This is a genomic window from Aquisphaera insulae (assembly GCF_011064615.1).
Classification (GTDB): Bacteria; Planctomycetota; Planctomycetia; order Isosphaerales; family Isosphaeraceae; genus Aquisphaera; species Aquisphaera insulae.
The window spans coordinates 1-15,341 of the sequence record NZ_JAALJH010000103.1; the positions used below are offsets into that span (position 1 = coordinate 1).

Below are 15,341 nucleotides of genomic sequence, written 5' to 3' on the forward strand. Positions count from 1 at the left end.
GGCCTCCTCGGGATCCCCGCCGGGGACTCACCGCCAAGCAAGACCCCGACGGTCATTCGTTCGATGTCCCCAGAGGCCTTTCTACCTAAATCCCCTATCTCCCCGCAAAAGCGGAATGATCTCGTGAGCGGGTGGTCACCTGTCCAGAAAGCTCACGCAGGACTATCAATCTGTGGCTTCCACATTTGGGATAGCGCCATCAAAGCCAACCCCTCAAGATTCATCATGATCAATCGCCGCAATGATTTACGTCAATATCGCGAGAAACGCCATGCGACGATCAAACCCAATTTCGCGGCAGCGGGCGGCAAGCACGGGACGTCGTCTCCGGATGCGGTCGCATCAGCCAACGGCCGGGTGGACGTGGTGTTGCACCCAGGACCACCTGGAGCCCCTGCATGCGGGGAAAGGAGTCCCTCATTCCCGCCGTCGCGGCTCAAGAAAGCGCCACCAAAGCCAATTCCAAAAACCGCATCACGATTAATCGCCGCAAGGCTTTACGTCAAGATCGCGGGCAACGCCAGGCGACGACCGAACCCAATTTCGCGGCGGCGGGGGGGAGGCCACGGGCCTCGTCAGATGAGGGGATCGACTCATTGTCGAGGCCCGCGGTCGCCGGCGGGGAAGGCGCCCCAGCCGAGCTTGTCGCGGAGGGTCCGGTAGAAGCTGTAGCCGGGGAGGCGGATCATGGGGAATGGGGTGGAGCCGCGGCGGATCGTCACGCGGTCGCCGGGCAGGAGCGGGATCTGGACCTGGCCGTCGATCACCAGGACGGTCGGCTGATGATCGCCGCGGGGGACCATCTCGTAGGTCTTGTGGGCGCTGTCCACGAGCGGCCGCTGGGTCAGGGTGTGGGCGCACAGAGGGGTCACGACGAACATGTGGCCGTTCGGGGGGAGGATCGGGCCGCCGGCCGAGAGGCTGTGCGCGGTCGAGCCCACCGGGGTGGCGATGATCAGGCCGTCGCCCCGGTAGGTCATCACGCTCTCGCCGTCGATGGAGAGCCCGATCTCGACCAGGTGGAAGAACGGCGCGGCGCGGATCACGGCCTCGTTGAGGCCGCGGTAGACCCGGGCGGCCTCGTCGCGGCGGGTGAGGGTGCAGGTCAGGGTCATCAGGTTTTCGATCGTGAATCGCCGGTCCGCCAGGTCGGGCAGGCGGTCGCAGAACGCGGCGGGGGTCAGGTCGGCGAGGAACCCGAGCCGGCCGGCGTTGATCCCCAGCACCGGGGTCGGGCGATCGTTCATCCGCCGGGCCGTGTGCAGGACCGTACCGTCCCCGCCCACCACCAGGGCGATGTCGGCCGGGAGGTCCGACAGGTCGGACTCGGCGGAGAGGTCGATCCCGGCGAGCTCCAGGCCGGGCGCGCAGCCGAGCGAGTCCTCGAGGCGGCGGATGTCGTCGTGGACCTCGGCCCGGTCGCCATTGCCCAGGAGCATGACCCGCAACGGCTCGCGCGAGGAGAGGAGCGGATGCGGCTGGGATGAATGGTCCATGATGTCGAAGGCCCTGGGCTGATGCACGGGAGCGAGCCCGGCCGGATCCTCGACGCTCCGGGTCGCTATGCACGCCCGGGGGGACCCGCCGGGGTATCATCAGACACGATCGGGGGTCGGGATGGCAATCGGGATCGGCCGAGGCGAGCCCCTGCGACCCCCGCCCCGGCCGCGCTCAGCTCTTGGAGGAGAGGGCCGCCTTGGACCCAGTGCCGTTGACGTGGCCGTGGCCGTTGACGCGCTCCGGGGCGGCCAGGGTCTCTCCGGAGGCGGGTTCCGCGAGCTCCGAGTCGGGATCGGATTCCCCCTCGGCATCCAGCTCCGGGACGTTCAGGCCGACGCGGCGGGCCTGCTCGAGGGCCGCCCGCACGATGCCATCGACGTCGAGGCCGACCTCGGCGAGCTGTTCGTCGCGCTCGGCGTGGAGGACGAAACGGTCCGGGAGGCCCAACCGGCGGACGTGCCCGGCGGCGATCCCGGCGTCACTCGCCGCTTCCAGGACGGCCGAGCCGAAGCCCCCGGCCAGGCAGCCCTCCTCGACGGTGAGGACGAAGGCCGCCTCCTCGATGGCCTTGCAGGCGACGTTCCGGTCCAGCGGCTTGACGAACCGGGCGTTCACGACGCCGACGTGGAGCCCGTACCGGTCGCGGAGCCGCTCCGCCGCCCGGACACAGGCGTTCAGGAGCGAGCCGCAGGCCAGGATCATGCCGTCGGTCTCCCATTCGAGGACCTCGGCCTGGCCCAGCTCGATCGGCTGCGGATCGCGGTCCAAGGACTCGAGGACGGCCCTCGGGTAGCGGATGGAGACGGGGGAGTCGTGCTCCAGGGCGAACTCGATCATGGGCTCGACGTCGCGGAGGTCGCCGGGCGCCATGACGACCATGTTCGGGAAGACCCGCATGTAGGCCAGGTCGTAGGTGCCGTGGTGGGTGGGCCCGTCGGCGCCGACGAGGCCGGCCCGGTCCAGGCAGAAGACCACGGGCAGGTCCTGGAGCGCGACCTCCTGGAAGATCTGGTCGTAGGATCGCTGGAGGAACGTGCTGTAGATGTCGACGACCGGCCGGGCCCCGGCCTTGGCCATGCCGCCGGCGAAGGCCACGGCGTGGCTCTCGCAGATGCCGACGTCGAAGAACTGGGCGGGGTACTCGTCGCGGACCTTCTGGAGCTTGTTCCCCTCGCACATGGCGGCCGTGATGATCGCCACCTTCGGGTCGCGGCCGCAGGCCGCATGGAGCGCGGCGCTCACCGCGTCGGTGTAGGTCCGCGACGGCGAGAGCTTGGGCGGGGCGCAGCCGTTGTCGGACTTGCCGAAAGGCGCGGGGGCGTGGAACCGGACCGGGTCCTTGACGGCCGGCTCGTAGCCGTGGCCCTTGTTGGTCAGGATGTGGAGCAGGATCGGCCCGCTCATCGCCTTGACCTTCTCAAGGTAGCCGCGCAACCCCTTCAGGTCGTGGCCGTCGATCGGGCCCAGGTAGGTGAAGCCCAGCTCCTCGAAGAGCATGCCGTGATTGAGGGAGGCCTTGATCGCGTCCTTGATCTGCTGGACCCAGCGCTCGGCGTGCTCGCCCACCAGCGGCACGCTGGCGACCAGCGACTTGAGCCGCTTGTTCCAGTCGTGGTAGGTGGAGGACATCCGGGCCCGGTCCAGGTAGTCGGCCACGCCGCCGACGCGCGGGCAGATCGACATCTTATTATCATTAAGGACCACCAGCATCTTGGTCCTGAGGCCGCCGGCGTTGTTGAGGGCCTCGAAGACGATCCCGGAGGGGAAGGCCCCGTCGCCGATGACGGCCACGGAATGGCGCTCCGGGTGGCCGGTGAGCTCGTCGCCGACGCGGAGCCCCATGGCGGTGGAGGGGGCGCAGCCGGCATGGCCCGTCATGAACAGGTCGAAGACGCTCTCGGCGGGGTTGGGGTAGCCCATCAGGCCCCCCTTGGTCCGGATCGTGTGCAGATCGGCGGCGCGGCCGGTGATGAGCTTGTGCGGATAGATCTGGTGGCCGGTGTCCCAGATCAGGCGGTCGCGGGTGAAGTCGAAGGCCTGGTGCAGGGCCAGGCAGAGCTCGACGACCCCGAGGTTGCTGGCGAAATGCGCAGACCGCCTTCGGACCACGCCGATCAGCTCGCTCCGCATCTCCGCGGCGAGCCGCTCGAGGTCCTCGTCCGTGAGCCCCCTGAGGTCCGCTGGCGACTTGATGCTCGCCAGCAGCGAATCCGCATTCGTCATCAACGGTCCCTTTCCAAGAGTGCCATCGCGAGCTCGCGGAGCCGATGGCCGCGAGGTCCCAGCGGTGCGATCGCCGCGACGGCCTCGTCCGCGAGCTGTCGGGCCCGGCGGCGGCTGCCGTCGACACCCAGGAACCTCGGATACGTCCACTTGCCAAGCCCGTGGTCCTTGCCCACGCGCTTGCCCAGCTTGACCTCGTCCCCCTCCACGTCGAGCAGGTCGTCCACGATCTGGAAGGCCAGGCCCACGGCGCGGCCGTACCGCTCCAGCGCCTCCACGTGCGAGTCCGGGGCGGCGGCGATGATCGCCCCCATCTGGAGCGGCGCCCGCAGCAGGGCGCCGGTCTTGCGGCGGTGGATCGCCTCGAGCTCCGAGAGCGAGCCCTCGTCCCTCAGGTCGAGGGCACGCTCCTCCGCGGCGAGGTCGGCCATCTGGCCGCCGACCATCCCGCCGTGGCCGGCGCACTCGGCCAGCAGCCGGACGCAACGGACGGCCGCCGGCGCCGGCGCCACCCCGGCGGCCACCAGCTCGAACGCGAGCGTCAGCAGGGCATCCCCCGCCAGGATCGCCGTCGCCTCGTCGAACGCCTTGTGGCAGGTCGGCCGGCCCCGCCGCAGGTCGTCGTCATCCATCGCCGGCAGGTCGTCGTGGATCAGGGAATACGTGTGGACCAGCTCCAGCGCCGCCGCCGCGGGCATCGCCGCCGCCGGATCGCCGCCGCAGGCCTCGGCCGCCATCAGGCAGAGGACCGGCCTCAGCCGCTTCCCCCCCGCCAGGGCACTGTAACGCATCGCCGCGGCCAGCCGCGACGGCGTCGGCGAATCGTCCCCCCCCTCCGGCAGGAACTGATCCAGCGCTTCCTCCACCCGGCGGGCCGCCAGATCGAGGTACTCGCGGAGCGAAACTTCTTGCGGTAGCTGAAGGCAAATCGTCATGGGACCTATCGTTACGCCACATCCAGGGCACCCAGCGATCCCCCGCCACGGCGAAGCCGCCGCCCGGCCACTACGCCCACGGCCCGGTGCCTTCGCTATTGTGGACACCCAGGGGCCGATTGTCGAGATGCCAGGCTCGAAAACTTTACGCCACAAAGTCAAGCGCCGCCGCCGAGACGGCCGTCTGGGATAAATAGAGGACCTGGATAAAGATTGCGGGCCGTATATCGAGCACAACTCCTTGTGTTATCACGTTTTGCGTCCCGAGGAAAGGCCGGACCGAGTGGACCGGGCAAGTCTCAACCGGATGACCCGATCGGAGGAGGTCGACGGCGCCGGGATGTCCACGAGGGCCGGCACCGTCTTTTCCGTCGTCTCCGCGGGACGTACCATCGGCGAAGGGGGCCCACGAGGGTCTGACGGACCAGCGCGAGGATGTCGGTGCGAGTGGGTGGAGATCGTCCGTGACAGAGGCCGCCTCGATCCCGCTGGAATTTCCCCTGCTAAGCCGGACCCCGGACGCCTGGGCCGAGGCCGCCCTCCGGGACGTTCGGGCCCTCCTGGGCGATCATGCCTACCTCGAGAAGAAGGCGGCGTCCAACGCGCTCGAGCTCCTGAACCGCTGGCCGGAGCCCACGCCGCCGGCCGACTGGACGGCGACCCTGGCGGCGGTCGCCCACGACGAGGCGTCCCACCTGGCGTCGGTGCTGAAGCTGCTCGCGCGTCGAGGTGGCCGGCTCGAACGGACGCACCGCAACCCGTACGCGAACGCGCTCCGGCTGCTCGTGAGGAAGGGCGCGGGTACCGCGGAGCTCGCGGACCGGCTGCTCATCTCCGCCATGATCGAGGTCCGATCCTGCGAGCGGTTCGACGTGCTGGCGAGGGTTGCGGCGGGACAAGACCGCGAGTTGAGCCGCTTCTTCCATCGGCTGGGTGCCTCCGAGATGGGGCATTACCGGGTCTTCCTCCGCCTGGCCGGTTACGCCGTCGGGCCCGAAGCCGTCGAGTCCCGCTGGGCCGAGATGCTCGAGGACGAGGCCCGGATCCTCGCGGAGCAGCCGCCGGGGCCGAGGATCCACAGTGGCGTTTCCGCCTTGCCCTGATTCGCGTCCGTGGGATTCAGAAAGGCGGCTCCAGGGGATCGTCTTCAACCTCCGCCGCGGCCCGCGGCCGTCGCGGCTTCGGCGGCTTCTTCTCGGCGGCGGGCTTCTCGACGGTCGTGGATGCGGCGGGAGCTCCGGTCGCCTTTGCTGGCGCCGTCTCATGTGTGGCCGAGGCGTCGAACGGCCGCGTCACGGGCGTGCCGTCGGCGTCCACCCCGGCGAGCAGGGCCACGGTCCGCTCCGCCCGCTCGAGCTGAGCATAGCAGCCGCTGAGGAGTCGCACCCCGGTCTGATACTGGTCGAGCGCGGCGGCCAGCTCCGGCTCGCCGCGTTCGAGCGACTCGACGATTTCCTCGATCCGACTCAGCGCCAGCTCAAAGGGGATCTCGGCGGCCTCGTCCTCGGTCATCGTTGCCTCGCTTTCATGGGAATCGCCTCAATGATCCTGAAGGACGACCCGGCTGACGATCTCGCCGGCGGCGAGCCGAGTGCGGATCAGGTCGCCGGGTTGGACTTCGGACGGCGACCGCACCGTGGTCGTCCCGTCCTCGCGGAAGGTCAGGCTGTAGCCGCGGGCGAGGACGCCGAGCGGGCTGAGGGCCTCGATCGACGCGGCCAGCCGCGCCAGGGCGTGCTTCCGGCCGTCGAGGTCCCTCCGCATCGCGTTACGGGCTCGCTCGGCGACCTGGTCCAGGACCGCGCGGGCCTCGAGAATCCGGAGCCGGCTCAACTGGTGGATCCGGGCGGCGAGGCGGTCCAGGTGCATGGCGATCTCGCGGCCGTCCGGGACCGAGATCTCGCCGGCCTCGCTCGGGGTGAGGGCCCGGCGGTCGGCGGCGAGGTCCGCGAGCGTCACGTCGACCTCGTGGCCGACCGCCGAGACGACCGGCAGCCGCGAGCCGGCGATCGCCCGCGCGACGACCTCCTCGTTGAAGGCCCCGAGGTCCTCCGAGGATCCTCCGCCGCGGGCGACGATCAGCAGGTCCGCCCCCGCGACCGTGTTCCCCAGGGCGATGGCCGCGGCGATCTCGGCCCCCGCGCCGAGGCCCTGCACGCGTGCCGGGGCGATCAGGATCTCGGTCGAGGGCCAGCGCCGGCCCGTCACCTGGATGAGGTCCCGCACGGCGGCACCGGTCGGGCTCGTCACCACGACGATCCGCCGCGGGAACCTCGGGATTGGCCGCTTCCGCTCCGGGTTGAAGAGCCCTTCCGAGGACAGCCGGGCGACGAGCTGACGAAAGGCCAGCTCCAGCGATCCGATGCCCTCCGGCTCGAGGTGCCGGACCACGACCTGGTAATCGCCGCGAGGCGGATACACGGTGATCCGGCCGAGCACCCGGACGGCCAGCCCGTCCTCGAGGTTGAAGGCCAGTCGCTGGGCGTCACTCTTCCACATCACCCCGCGAATCGAGGCCCCGCCATCGCGCAGGCTGAAGTAGATGTGGCCGGACTTCGGCCGTGCCAGGTTGGTCAGCTCGCCGTGGGCGGCGACCTCGGCGAAATCGGCCTCGAGCGTGTCCTTGATCCGCTCGGTCAGGTCCGAGATCGACTCGTACATCGAGCCGAACGGGTCGCCCCCCAGCGGCAAGGAAACCGGTCTCGCCATGAATTCACCTTTCCGAGGGTCCATCCGAACACTAGCTGCAAACAACGACTCTACCCCTGGATCCGATCCCAATCCAGTCAGTCACCCCGGGGCCGTGAGATCACGGGTCGGATTTTCATGGACCCGAAACGGCTCCCAGGGGCAGTATCCTCATGAACGCTCAAGACGAGAGGAGGCAATCCATGCGGTTGGGCGCGAACGGTTCCCTCGTGGATGACCTGGGTCAGCTCTTCCGGAATGGCGTGGCTCCCTCGCGCGATGGGACCCTTGTCGAACGATACGCGGCCGACGGGGACGGCACGGCCTTCGAGGCGCTCGTGGTCCGCCACGGGCCGATGGTGCTGTCCGTCTGCCAGCGTATCCTGGCGAACTCGCACGACGCGGAGGACATCTTCCAGGCGGCGTTCGTCTTGCTGGCCCGCAAGGCGGCCAGGCTTCGCGATCCGGACCGGGTCGGGCCGTGGCTCCACGGCGTGGCCTCGCGGATGGCTCGGAAGGCGCGATCGCGAGGCTTGCGGCATCGTCGTCTCCCGCTCGAGGACGGGCCCGCCCGGGAGTCCGAAACAAGCGAATGGTCGGACGTCCGGCCGATCCTCGATGCCGAGCTTGGCCGTCTGCCGCGAGCCCAGCGCGAGGTCCTGGTCCTCTGCCTGCTCGAGGGGGCCACGGCGGACGAGGCGTCCGACCGGTTGGGATGCCCCGTCGGGACGGTCAAGAGCCGACTCGCCCGCGGCCGGCTGGCCCTCCGCGACCGGTTGGTCCGCCGGGGGATCGCCCCGGCGCTCGCCCTGGCCGCGGCCTCCGCGGAAGAAGCCTCCGCAAGCGTGGTGCCGCCCTCCCTGATTCGTACGGTCCTCGGAGTCGTCGCCTCGTCGGCAACCGCGACCGGGACCTCCCTTCCCATACCAGGAGCCATCTGGATCATGTCTTCACGATCAACCACGACCTACTCCCTGATCGTCGGTGGACTTGCCGTCGCTGGTGTCATGGCCGCGACCTGGATGAGCAACTCCGTGGCACAGGTCCCTGGAAATGCCCGCAACGAGACACAGGCCGCGAAGGAGGTGCCGTCAGGCGAGCAGAAGACCCAACAGCGGAATCTCAGGAGCATTGCCCTTGCGCTGAACAAATACTACGTCGCAAACAACCACTTCCCGTCCGCCGCGAGCTACGGCTCGGACATCGTGCCGAAGTTGAGCTGGCGTGTCGCGATCCTGCCGATACTGGAGCCGTCGCAGTTGGCACTCTACCGGGAGTTCCACCAGGACGAGCCCTGGGACAGCCCGCACAACAAGGCGTTGATCGCCCGGATGCCCGCCGTGTTCGAAACCCCGGCGGCCCCCGCACCCGCGGGCGAGACCCGCATCCGAGGTTTCGTCGGCCCTGGTGCCTTCTTCGAGGGGACGCAGGGGTTGAAATTGGAGAGTTTCACCGATGGGACATCCAACACCGTTATGATGGGCATCGCCGCCGAGCCGACCCCCTGGACCAAGCCCGGCGAACTCCCGTTCCTCGCGGGCAACCCGCTGCCGGCGCTCGATGAGTCAGATCCCGCCGGCTTCCCGCTCCTGATGGTCGACGGCTCGATCCGGACGCTCCCCTTCGAGAAGGCCCAGATGCTCCCCTTCGCCATCACCCGCGGCGGTGGCGAAGTTCTCGAATGGCCGCAGAGCAAGCCCTCCGCAGACGAGCCGACGAGGCGACATCCCGTCAAGGTCATGGTCCCCGCTTCCGCAACGCCGACGCCGCCCGGCCCCGCAGCCGGGATGATGTCGGGTGGCGCTGAAGGCGGCATGGGCGCCATGATGGGCGGCGGCGAGCCGGATCGAGTCCAGGCCCTCGAGCAAAGGATGAAGCGCATCGAGGATCGGCTGGACAAGGTGATGCAGGCGATCCAGGCGAAGCGGCCGTGAGACGGCCAGCCCCCTACATCGAAAAATCCACCACAATCCCATTCGCCACGGCCCGGCTCCCTTGCCTGACGACTTCCGCCCCCGCCGGGATCGCGACGAGCACGGCCGAGGCGCCGGCGTTCAGGACGATCGGGGTCGGCCCGGACGCCCGCTTCACGACGACCGCATGCGTCACCGCGTCGTACAGATCGACCGATCCTGGCCCGAAGTCGACGTGAATGGTCTTCACTTCCGGATGCGGATTGTGGAAGAGCCAGGTCGGATAGGCGGGGGCGTGATACCAGTCGGTCGCCAGGCAGTCCCAGCGGAGGATGCCGGGGACATCCGTCTCGTCGACGATTCCGCCCAGGAAGCCGACGTGGTCGCCCATGTAGAGGGCGACGTTGCGAGACTCGTTCGAGAACGTCCTCCGCTTCTCGGCGTCGTAGTCCCGGGCCTCAACCTTGGGGCCATTCCAGCCGGCCCGGACCGGGTCGCCGGTGGCGTAGGGGCGGAAGATCCGGCGGTCGCCGAAGTCCCAGGACATGAGGCCCTCGTAGAACAGCAGCCCATGAGGATCCCAGCGGTCCTTCCAGTCCTTGTGGTCCTGGTGATCCCAGTCCAGGCCGTAGCCCTGGAGCAACCTGGTGGAACTGGCCGCGTGAAGAGCATAACGACCGATGTCCCGGGCATATCGAGGCGCGTACCGCGCCACGGGCACGAGCCAGGCGGGAGCCTGGAGCGTGCCCATCGTGAACGCATAGAACCCGCGTTCGCTGCCGGGCAAGTCCGCGGCGTCCAGACCGTCGCAGGTCATGCCCCCGAGTCGCGTGCCGGCCGTGATCAGCCACGGCGTCCGACCCGGCTGGCCCGTGCCGTACCAGATGTCGAGCACCCGGCCCAGGTCAAAATGGCTGTCGTACTCGGCGTTCAGGCGGGCGGTCGTCAGCGGGCCCATCACGTGCGAGATCTCGTAACGGCCGGGATGGTCGACGTGCCACCGGATCGCCGACCGGGCGCAGGCCAGCATCTCGCGGTCCCCGGTCAGACGATGCCCGACCAGGAGCGGCCAGGCGACCGAAGGCGCATGCCCGAAGCGGTTCATCGGCTCGGGCCGGCCCCCGGGTGCGCCCTTCGCGAAGTCGACGCCCAGGACGTCGAAGTTCGGATCCTCCGGGCATCCCATGATGTGGGCGATCCGGAGGAAGGCGGAGGTCTCCGACCGTGCCTGGGCTTCCAGGTCCCTGTCATCCGGGAACTGGGCGGCCAGGATCAGCCCCTGGATGCCGGCCCAGTAGCCGTAGATATCCGCATGATAGACGGGATTCCCGCGCTCCGTCGGGTGATGGCGGAAGACGCCGTATTTCGGGTCGAACCAGCCCTTGGCGGCCTGGACGTAGTCGAACCCGTGAAGGTGCCGCGGATCGAGCCCGACGAGCTTCGCCCCGTTGATCGCGGACAGGCACGTGAGGGCCTCCTTCTGATACGGGGCGCCGACGTAGGCGGGGATCTCGAACCCGGGCGGTTCGCTCTGAACGCGGACCAGCGGATTGCCGTCGAGCCGCGTGGCCGGATTCAGGAGTTGCTCATAATATTCCCGGGCGATCCGATGCCAGTCGCGGACCACCAGCGGGTCCGGCAGCGCGGGCATGAGCCGGACCCGGGCGATGGTGGCGGAGGGCGCCGATTCCTGGCCAGACGCGGCCGTCGCCGCCTGGACCATGGCGGAACAGACCACGAGACAACACAACGCTCTCATCTCGTCCGATGTCCGTTCTGGGACGAGTCTCGTCACGAGGACCCGTCCTGGGGATGAGGAAAACCGACGTCGGTTCCTCCTCGAATGCCGAAAGTCAGTATGATCGAGCCTGAGGCGAAGATCGAGGTCGTCCCCGCGTGTGATGAACTGGCTACGGGAATGCAACCCATGGTCGGAAGCTTGATGAAGTGCTTCTCGATCCTGTTGACCAGCCTCTGCGCCACGCTCGTCGCGGGTCAGGAGCCGAGGCACGTGGATCGTCGTGTGGCCTCGGCGCTGGAGTCGTGGAGGAGCGACGACCCGAAGGAACGCTTGCGGGCACTCCAGAGACTGAAGCGGATCGGCCCCGAGGCGGCGCCGGCGATTGCAGAGCTGATCGCGGGGCTGAAGGACACCGACCGCGTCGTCAAGGTTGAGACCGCGTGGACCCTCCGCTCCATGGGTCCGGCGGCATCACCGGCGATCCCGGCCTTGCTGGCGGCCCTCGACGATCCCGATATCCGCACGGTGGCAGCCTGGACCATCCGCGATGCGAAACCCGACGCGAGGACTGTCCTGCCCGTGCTCCTGGATCGCCTTCGCGGACCTCGGGACAGGCGATCACCCGAAATCGTGCCGGTGCTTGGAGCCTTCGGCGAAGCAGCCGTTCCCACGCTGATCGACCTCCTGAAGGACGAGGACGCGAGGGTGCGAACGGGAGCCGTCGCCGCGTTGCAACAAATCGGCCCCGAGGCGCGGGCGGCCGTTCCCGCTTTGATGAAAGGCCTTCATTCGCCCGATCCCAAGTACCGCGAGAAGGTCGCCGCTGCCCTGGCCGCGGTCGGTCGCCAGGACGTGGAGACGATCGCTCGCGCGGTTCGCGATCGCGAGGCCAACGTCCGCGGGGGTGCCGCCATGGCCCTCGAGAAGCTCGGCCGGGGCGCGGCCCCTGCCGTCCCCGCGCTGATCGCTGCTCTCGCCGTTCCGGAGCCGCCCATGGCCCCGGTGCCACCGCCAGGTTTGGGCCATGAGAGTTGGACCAGGGAAGGCGAGCCACGGCCCCTGGCCTGTCAGGCCGCCCTCGCCGCGATCGGTCCGGCCGCCGTCCCGGCGTTGATGGCCCGGCTCGACGACGCCGATCACGCCTCGAGGGTCCAGGCCATGAGGTCCCTGGGGTTCCTCCGACGCGCGGCAAAGCCCGCCATTCCTCGGCTCGTCACGCTCCTCGATGATCCCGGAGCCCGCGACGAGGCCGCCGCAACCCTGGGCGGGATGGGTTCCATGGCGCGGGGGGCCATTCCGCGGCTCATCGCGGGACTGAAGGACGCCGACCCGGCGTTTCGCACCCGTGCGGCGGAGACTCTCGGCCGGATTGGCTGGTCGAGGCAGGACATCCACCACGGCTTTCGAACCATGGCCCGGGGCGCGATCCGTCCCCTCCGCGATGCGCTCAAGGACTCCGACGCGAGGGTCCGGACGGCCGCAGCCCGCGCGCTCGAGGACATCGGTGAGGAGTCATCGGCCGTGCTCGATGAGCTGCTCGCGGCGATGAACGACCCCGTGTCCGAGGTCCGCCTCGCCGTCGTCCGGGCGTTTCGCCGCATCGATGGTGACGAGACTCGGACTCGAGACGCCCTGATCGCCCGGCTCAAGGACCCGGACGAACGGGTTCGTGCCGCGGCCGAGTCATTGAAGCCGAACGAGTTCCAGATCAGGCGCGAACCGCACGACGAGGCAGAACCTGTAGCAAGCCCCTGGCTCGCGGGTCATCCGATGGGCCCGGTGGACCTCAGGGCGGCCCTCGGTGACCCCGATCCGGTCGTCCGCGCCTGGGCGGCGGAGTATCTCCCCGCGTTTCGCGGAAGATCGGAGGTTGACGCTTCGATCCCGCTGCTGACGGCCCGGCTCAAGGACGCCGATCCGGCGGTCCGACTCACAGCGGCCGAGGCTCTCGGCCGGTTCGGCCCCGAGGCGAAAGGAGCTGTCTCCGCGATCCTCGACCTGATGACGGATGCCGATGATGCCGTCTCAGTCGGTGCGCTCCGGGCGCTTCCGGCGATCGGTCCAGAGGCGACGGCGAAGATGAACCGCCGGTTGGCGGACTGCCTGGACAACCGCGCGGGGAACCTCCACGGCCGGGCCGTCCGGGCACTGGAGATCCTCGGAGAGGCCGACTCCGAGTCGCTCTTTCGCATGATCGCCGGTCCGGACACGCCCCGGACGGTACGAATCCTGGCCCTGGACAGCCTCTCCGAGGCCTGCAAGCGAAATTCGCTCGACGAGATCACCGGGGCTGCACGCGAATCGATCCCGGCCCTTGAAATGCTGGCCCGCGACGAGGACCCTGACGTTCGGGAGAAGGCGCATCGGGTCCTTGTCGTCACGGACCGAGGGGGGGGTCGTTCCGCCCGGTCGCTGCTCGAGGATGTTCGGACGGGCCTCGCCAGCGGCTCTGAAACCTATGCGGCGATCCTAGACCTGGAACCGCGGGCGATACCCGCCCTCGTCGAGGGATTGAAGGACCCGGATGAAGCGGTGCGAATCGCGGCGGCGACGGCCCTGAAGGAACTGGCCGAAAAACTCCCACGTCCCGAGGACAGGATCGAGGCTGGGGAAAGCGATCCGTCCGTTCGGGATGCACGAGCGAGGGAGCTTCAGCTCCGGACGCTGGCCGCCGAGGCACTCGCCGCGACGCTGAAGGACGACGACACCCAGGTCCCCTGGGTTGCCGCCGTGGCCCTCGGCACGCTGGGCGCGAGCGGCTCAAAGGCGATCCCGGCCCTCGTCGAGATGGCACAAGATCGGAAGACGCGCGTCCATTCCGGCGTGCTCGTCGTGGGCGGCACGAGCGACGGAGCCGCGCTGCGGGCCGCAGGTCTTTGGGCACTGGGGTCCTACGGTCAGGCCGCGAGCCCGGCGGTTCCGGTGCTGATCCAGGCGATGGACGATGACGATCCGCTGACCCGCTGGGCGGCCGTCGCCAGTCTCGGATCGATCGGTCCGCCTGCGAGTTCGGCCGTCCCCGGACTGATCGGAGTCCTGCGATCGCGAAAGGGGGCGCCACCCATTGCGCCGATCGTCCCACCCTCGGCGAGCTCGTTTCTTGTCGAGCGGCTGGATGTGCAGGCCGCGATCGCTCTCGGCCGGATCGGCCCGGCCGCCCGCGCGGCCGTGAGTCCATTGACGACGGCCCTGAACGACCAGGAAAGCCACGTGCGCGTGAAGGCCGCCGAGGCTCTGGGTGAAATCGGCCCGGACGCCGCCCCGGCCATCCCGGCGCTGATCCAGGCACTCGACGATCCGATGACGAGGGAGCAAGCTTCCGCCGCCCTGAAAGGGATCGGGACGACCGCGATTCCTGCTCTCCGCGAGGCCGCTCGGAGCCCTGACCAGGAGCTCCGTATCGCCGCGATCCATGCCCTCGGACAGGTCGGCCCCGCAGCCTGCGAGGCCATCCCCGACCTGCGGAAAGCCCTGGCCGACGCGGACGAGGAAGTTCGCACGGTCGCGGTCGAAGCCCTCGGCAATATCGCGGCAGGCCCGAGACGCGCCGCGGTCATTCCCGCCTTGCTCGCCGCGACCGGAGACCTCGACCGCTTCGTCCGCAAGGAAGCGGCGACGGCCCTGGGAAAGGTCGCCCCGAACGAGGCGATCATCCCGCCCCTGATCGCCCTGATGAAGGATCGCGATGGCGAGGTTCGGCACGCCGCGGCCGAGGGCCTGACGACTCTCGGAACACCCGCCGTGCCACCCCTCCTGGCACTCCTGCGCGACGAACGATCCGACGTGCGAAGCTCAGCCGAATCCATACTTCCTGATATGATCATTCCCAATCTTCGAGGCGAGGTTCCCGAGCCTGAGGCTCGCGCACGGGAGCGGACCAAACTCGTCCGAGATGCCCTCCTCGCTGCGATGAAGGACACGGACGAGCGGATTCGGGCGGGTGCGTCGCGGGCGTTCGGCCGGGCCGGGAACAGCGTGGTGCCGGAGCTTACCTCGGCGTTGGAGGATCCGTCGGCCCTCTCGCGCCGCCACGCCGCGCTCGCCCTTCGGATGATCGGAGGCAAGGCCCGCCCCGCGCTCGAGCCGCTCGCGGCTCGTCTCGCCGATCCCGATCCGGGCGTCCGTGCCGCGGCCGACGCGGCCATTCGCGCCATCCTGCGGGACGGGTCGTAGCGAGGCGGCCGGGCTGGTCACGGCCGTAGTCCGCCAGGCGGACCGGTGATGTCGTGCACTCGGCCGATGGCGGCGAATGGTGGCGTTCCCTGGCCTCGCGGAGCCTGATCCGCGAGAAACTCGACCATGAAGGTGTCGTGAGGTGGAATTGAGAAAATCACGCATGCG

Annotated in this window: 9 protein-coding genes; 3 read left to right on the forward strand and 6 right to left on the reverse strand. The window is 69.2% G+C overall.

The window, feature by feature from the left end; all coding sequences use genetic code 11:
* Positions 1-593: 593 nt before the first annotated feature.
* From G6O54_RS31980 to G6O54_RS31990, 3 genes are all read right to left on the reverse strand, one after another.
* Positions 594-1,496 (reverse strand): NAD(+)/NADH kinase, encoded by a 903-nt coding sequence (locus tag G6O54_RS31980; RefSeq protein ID WP_165233226.1) that lies wholly within the window; start codon positions 1,494-1,496, stop codon positions 594-596.
* A gap of 175 nt (positions 1,497-1,671) precedes the next feature.
* Positions 1,672-3,723 carry a 1-deoxy-D-xylulose-5-phosphate synthase gene (gene dxs, locus G6O54_RS31985; protein WP_165233229.1) on the reverse strand — a complete coding sequence of 684 codons (2,052 nt, stop codon included), beginning with the start codon at positions 3,721-3,723 and terminating at the stop codon, positions 1,672-1,674.
* A complete protein-coding gene (locus G6O54_RS31990; RefSeq protein WP_165233232.1) occupies positions 3,723-4,658 on the reverse strand; it encodes a polyprenyl synthetase family protein in 936 nt (311 codons plus the stop codon). Before G6O54_RS31990 ends, dxs begins: the two co-directional genes overlap by 1 nt.
* A 464-nt stretch (positions 4,659-5,122) precedes the next feature.
* Between G6O54_RS31990 and miaE the strand changes: the two genes are divergently transcribed.
* On the forward strand, positions 5,123-5,761 hold the full coding sequence (gene miaE, locus G6O54_RS31995; protein ID WP_165233235.1) for a tRNA isopentenyl-2-thiomethyl-A-37 hydroxylase MiaE: 639 nt from the start codon (positions 5,123-5,125) through the stop codon (positions 5,759-5,761).
* Between the two features lie 16 nt (positions 5,762-5,777).
* Here the strand turns inward: miaE and xseB are convergent, their stop codons facing one another.
* Together xseB and xseA are read right to left on the reverse strand one after the other, a co-directional pair.
* On the reverse strand, positions 5,778-6,170 hold the full coding sequence (xseB, locus tag G6O54_RS32000) for an exodeoxyribonuclease VII small subunit (protein WP_165233237.1): 393 nt from the start codon (positions 6,168-6,170) through the stop codon (positions 5,778-5,780).
* Positions 6,171-6,197: 27 nt separating this feature from the next.
* A complete protein-coding gene (xseA, locus tag G6O54_RS32005; RefSeq protein WP_165233241.1) occupies positions 6,198-7,367 on the reverse strand; it encodes an exodeoxyribonuclease VII large subunit in 1,170 nt (389 codons plus the stop codon).
* Between the two features lie 182 nt (positions 7,368-7,549).
* On the opposite strand from xseA, the gene G6O54_RS32010 reads away from it, so the two are divergent.
* A complete protein-coding gene (locus tag G6O54_RS32010; protein ID WP_165233244.1) occupies positions 7,550-9,280 on the forward strand; it encodes a sigma-70 family RNA polymerase sigma factor in 1,731 nt (576 codons plus the stop codon).
* A 13-nt stretch (positions 9,281-9,293) separates the two neighbouring features.
* Here the strand turns inward: G6O54_RS32010 and G6O54_RS32015 are convergent, their stop codons facing one another.
* Positions 9,294-11,009 (reverse strand): hypothetical protein, encoded by a 1,716-nt coding sequence (locus G6O54_RS32015; protein WP_165233247.1) that lies wholly within the window; start codon positions 11,007-11,009, stop codon positions 9,294-9,296.
* 177 nt (positions 11,010-11,186) lie between these two features.
* On the opposite strand from G6O54_RS32015, the gene G6O54_RS32020 reads away from it, so the two are divergent.
* The gene (locus G6O54_RS32020) at positions 11,187-15,173 is read left to right on the forward strand and encodes a HEAT repeat domain-containing protein (RefSeq protein WP_165233250.1); all 3,987 of its coding nucleotides are present in this window, start codon (positions 11,187-11,189) and stop codon (positions 15,171-15,173) included.
* The last annotated feature ends 168 nt before the right edge of the window (positions 15,174-15,341 follow it).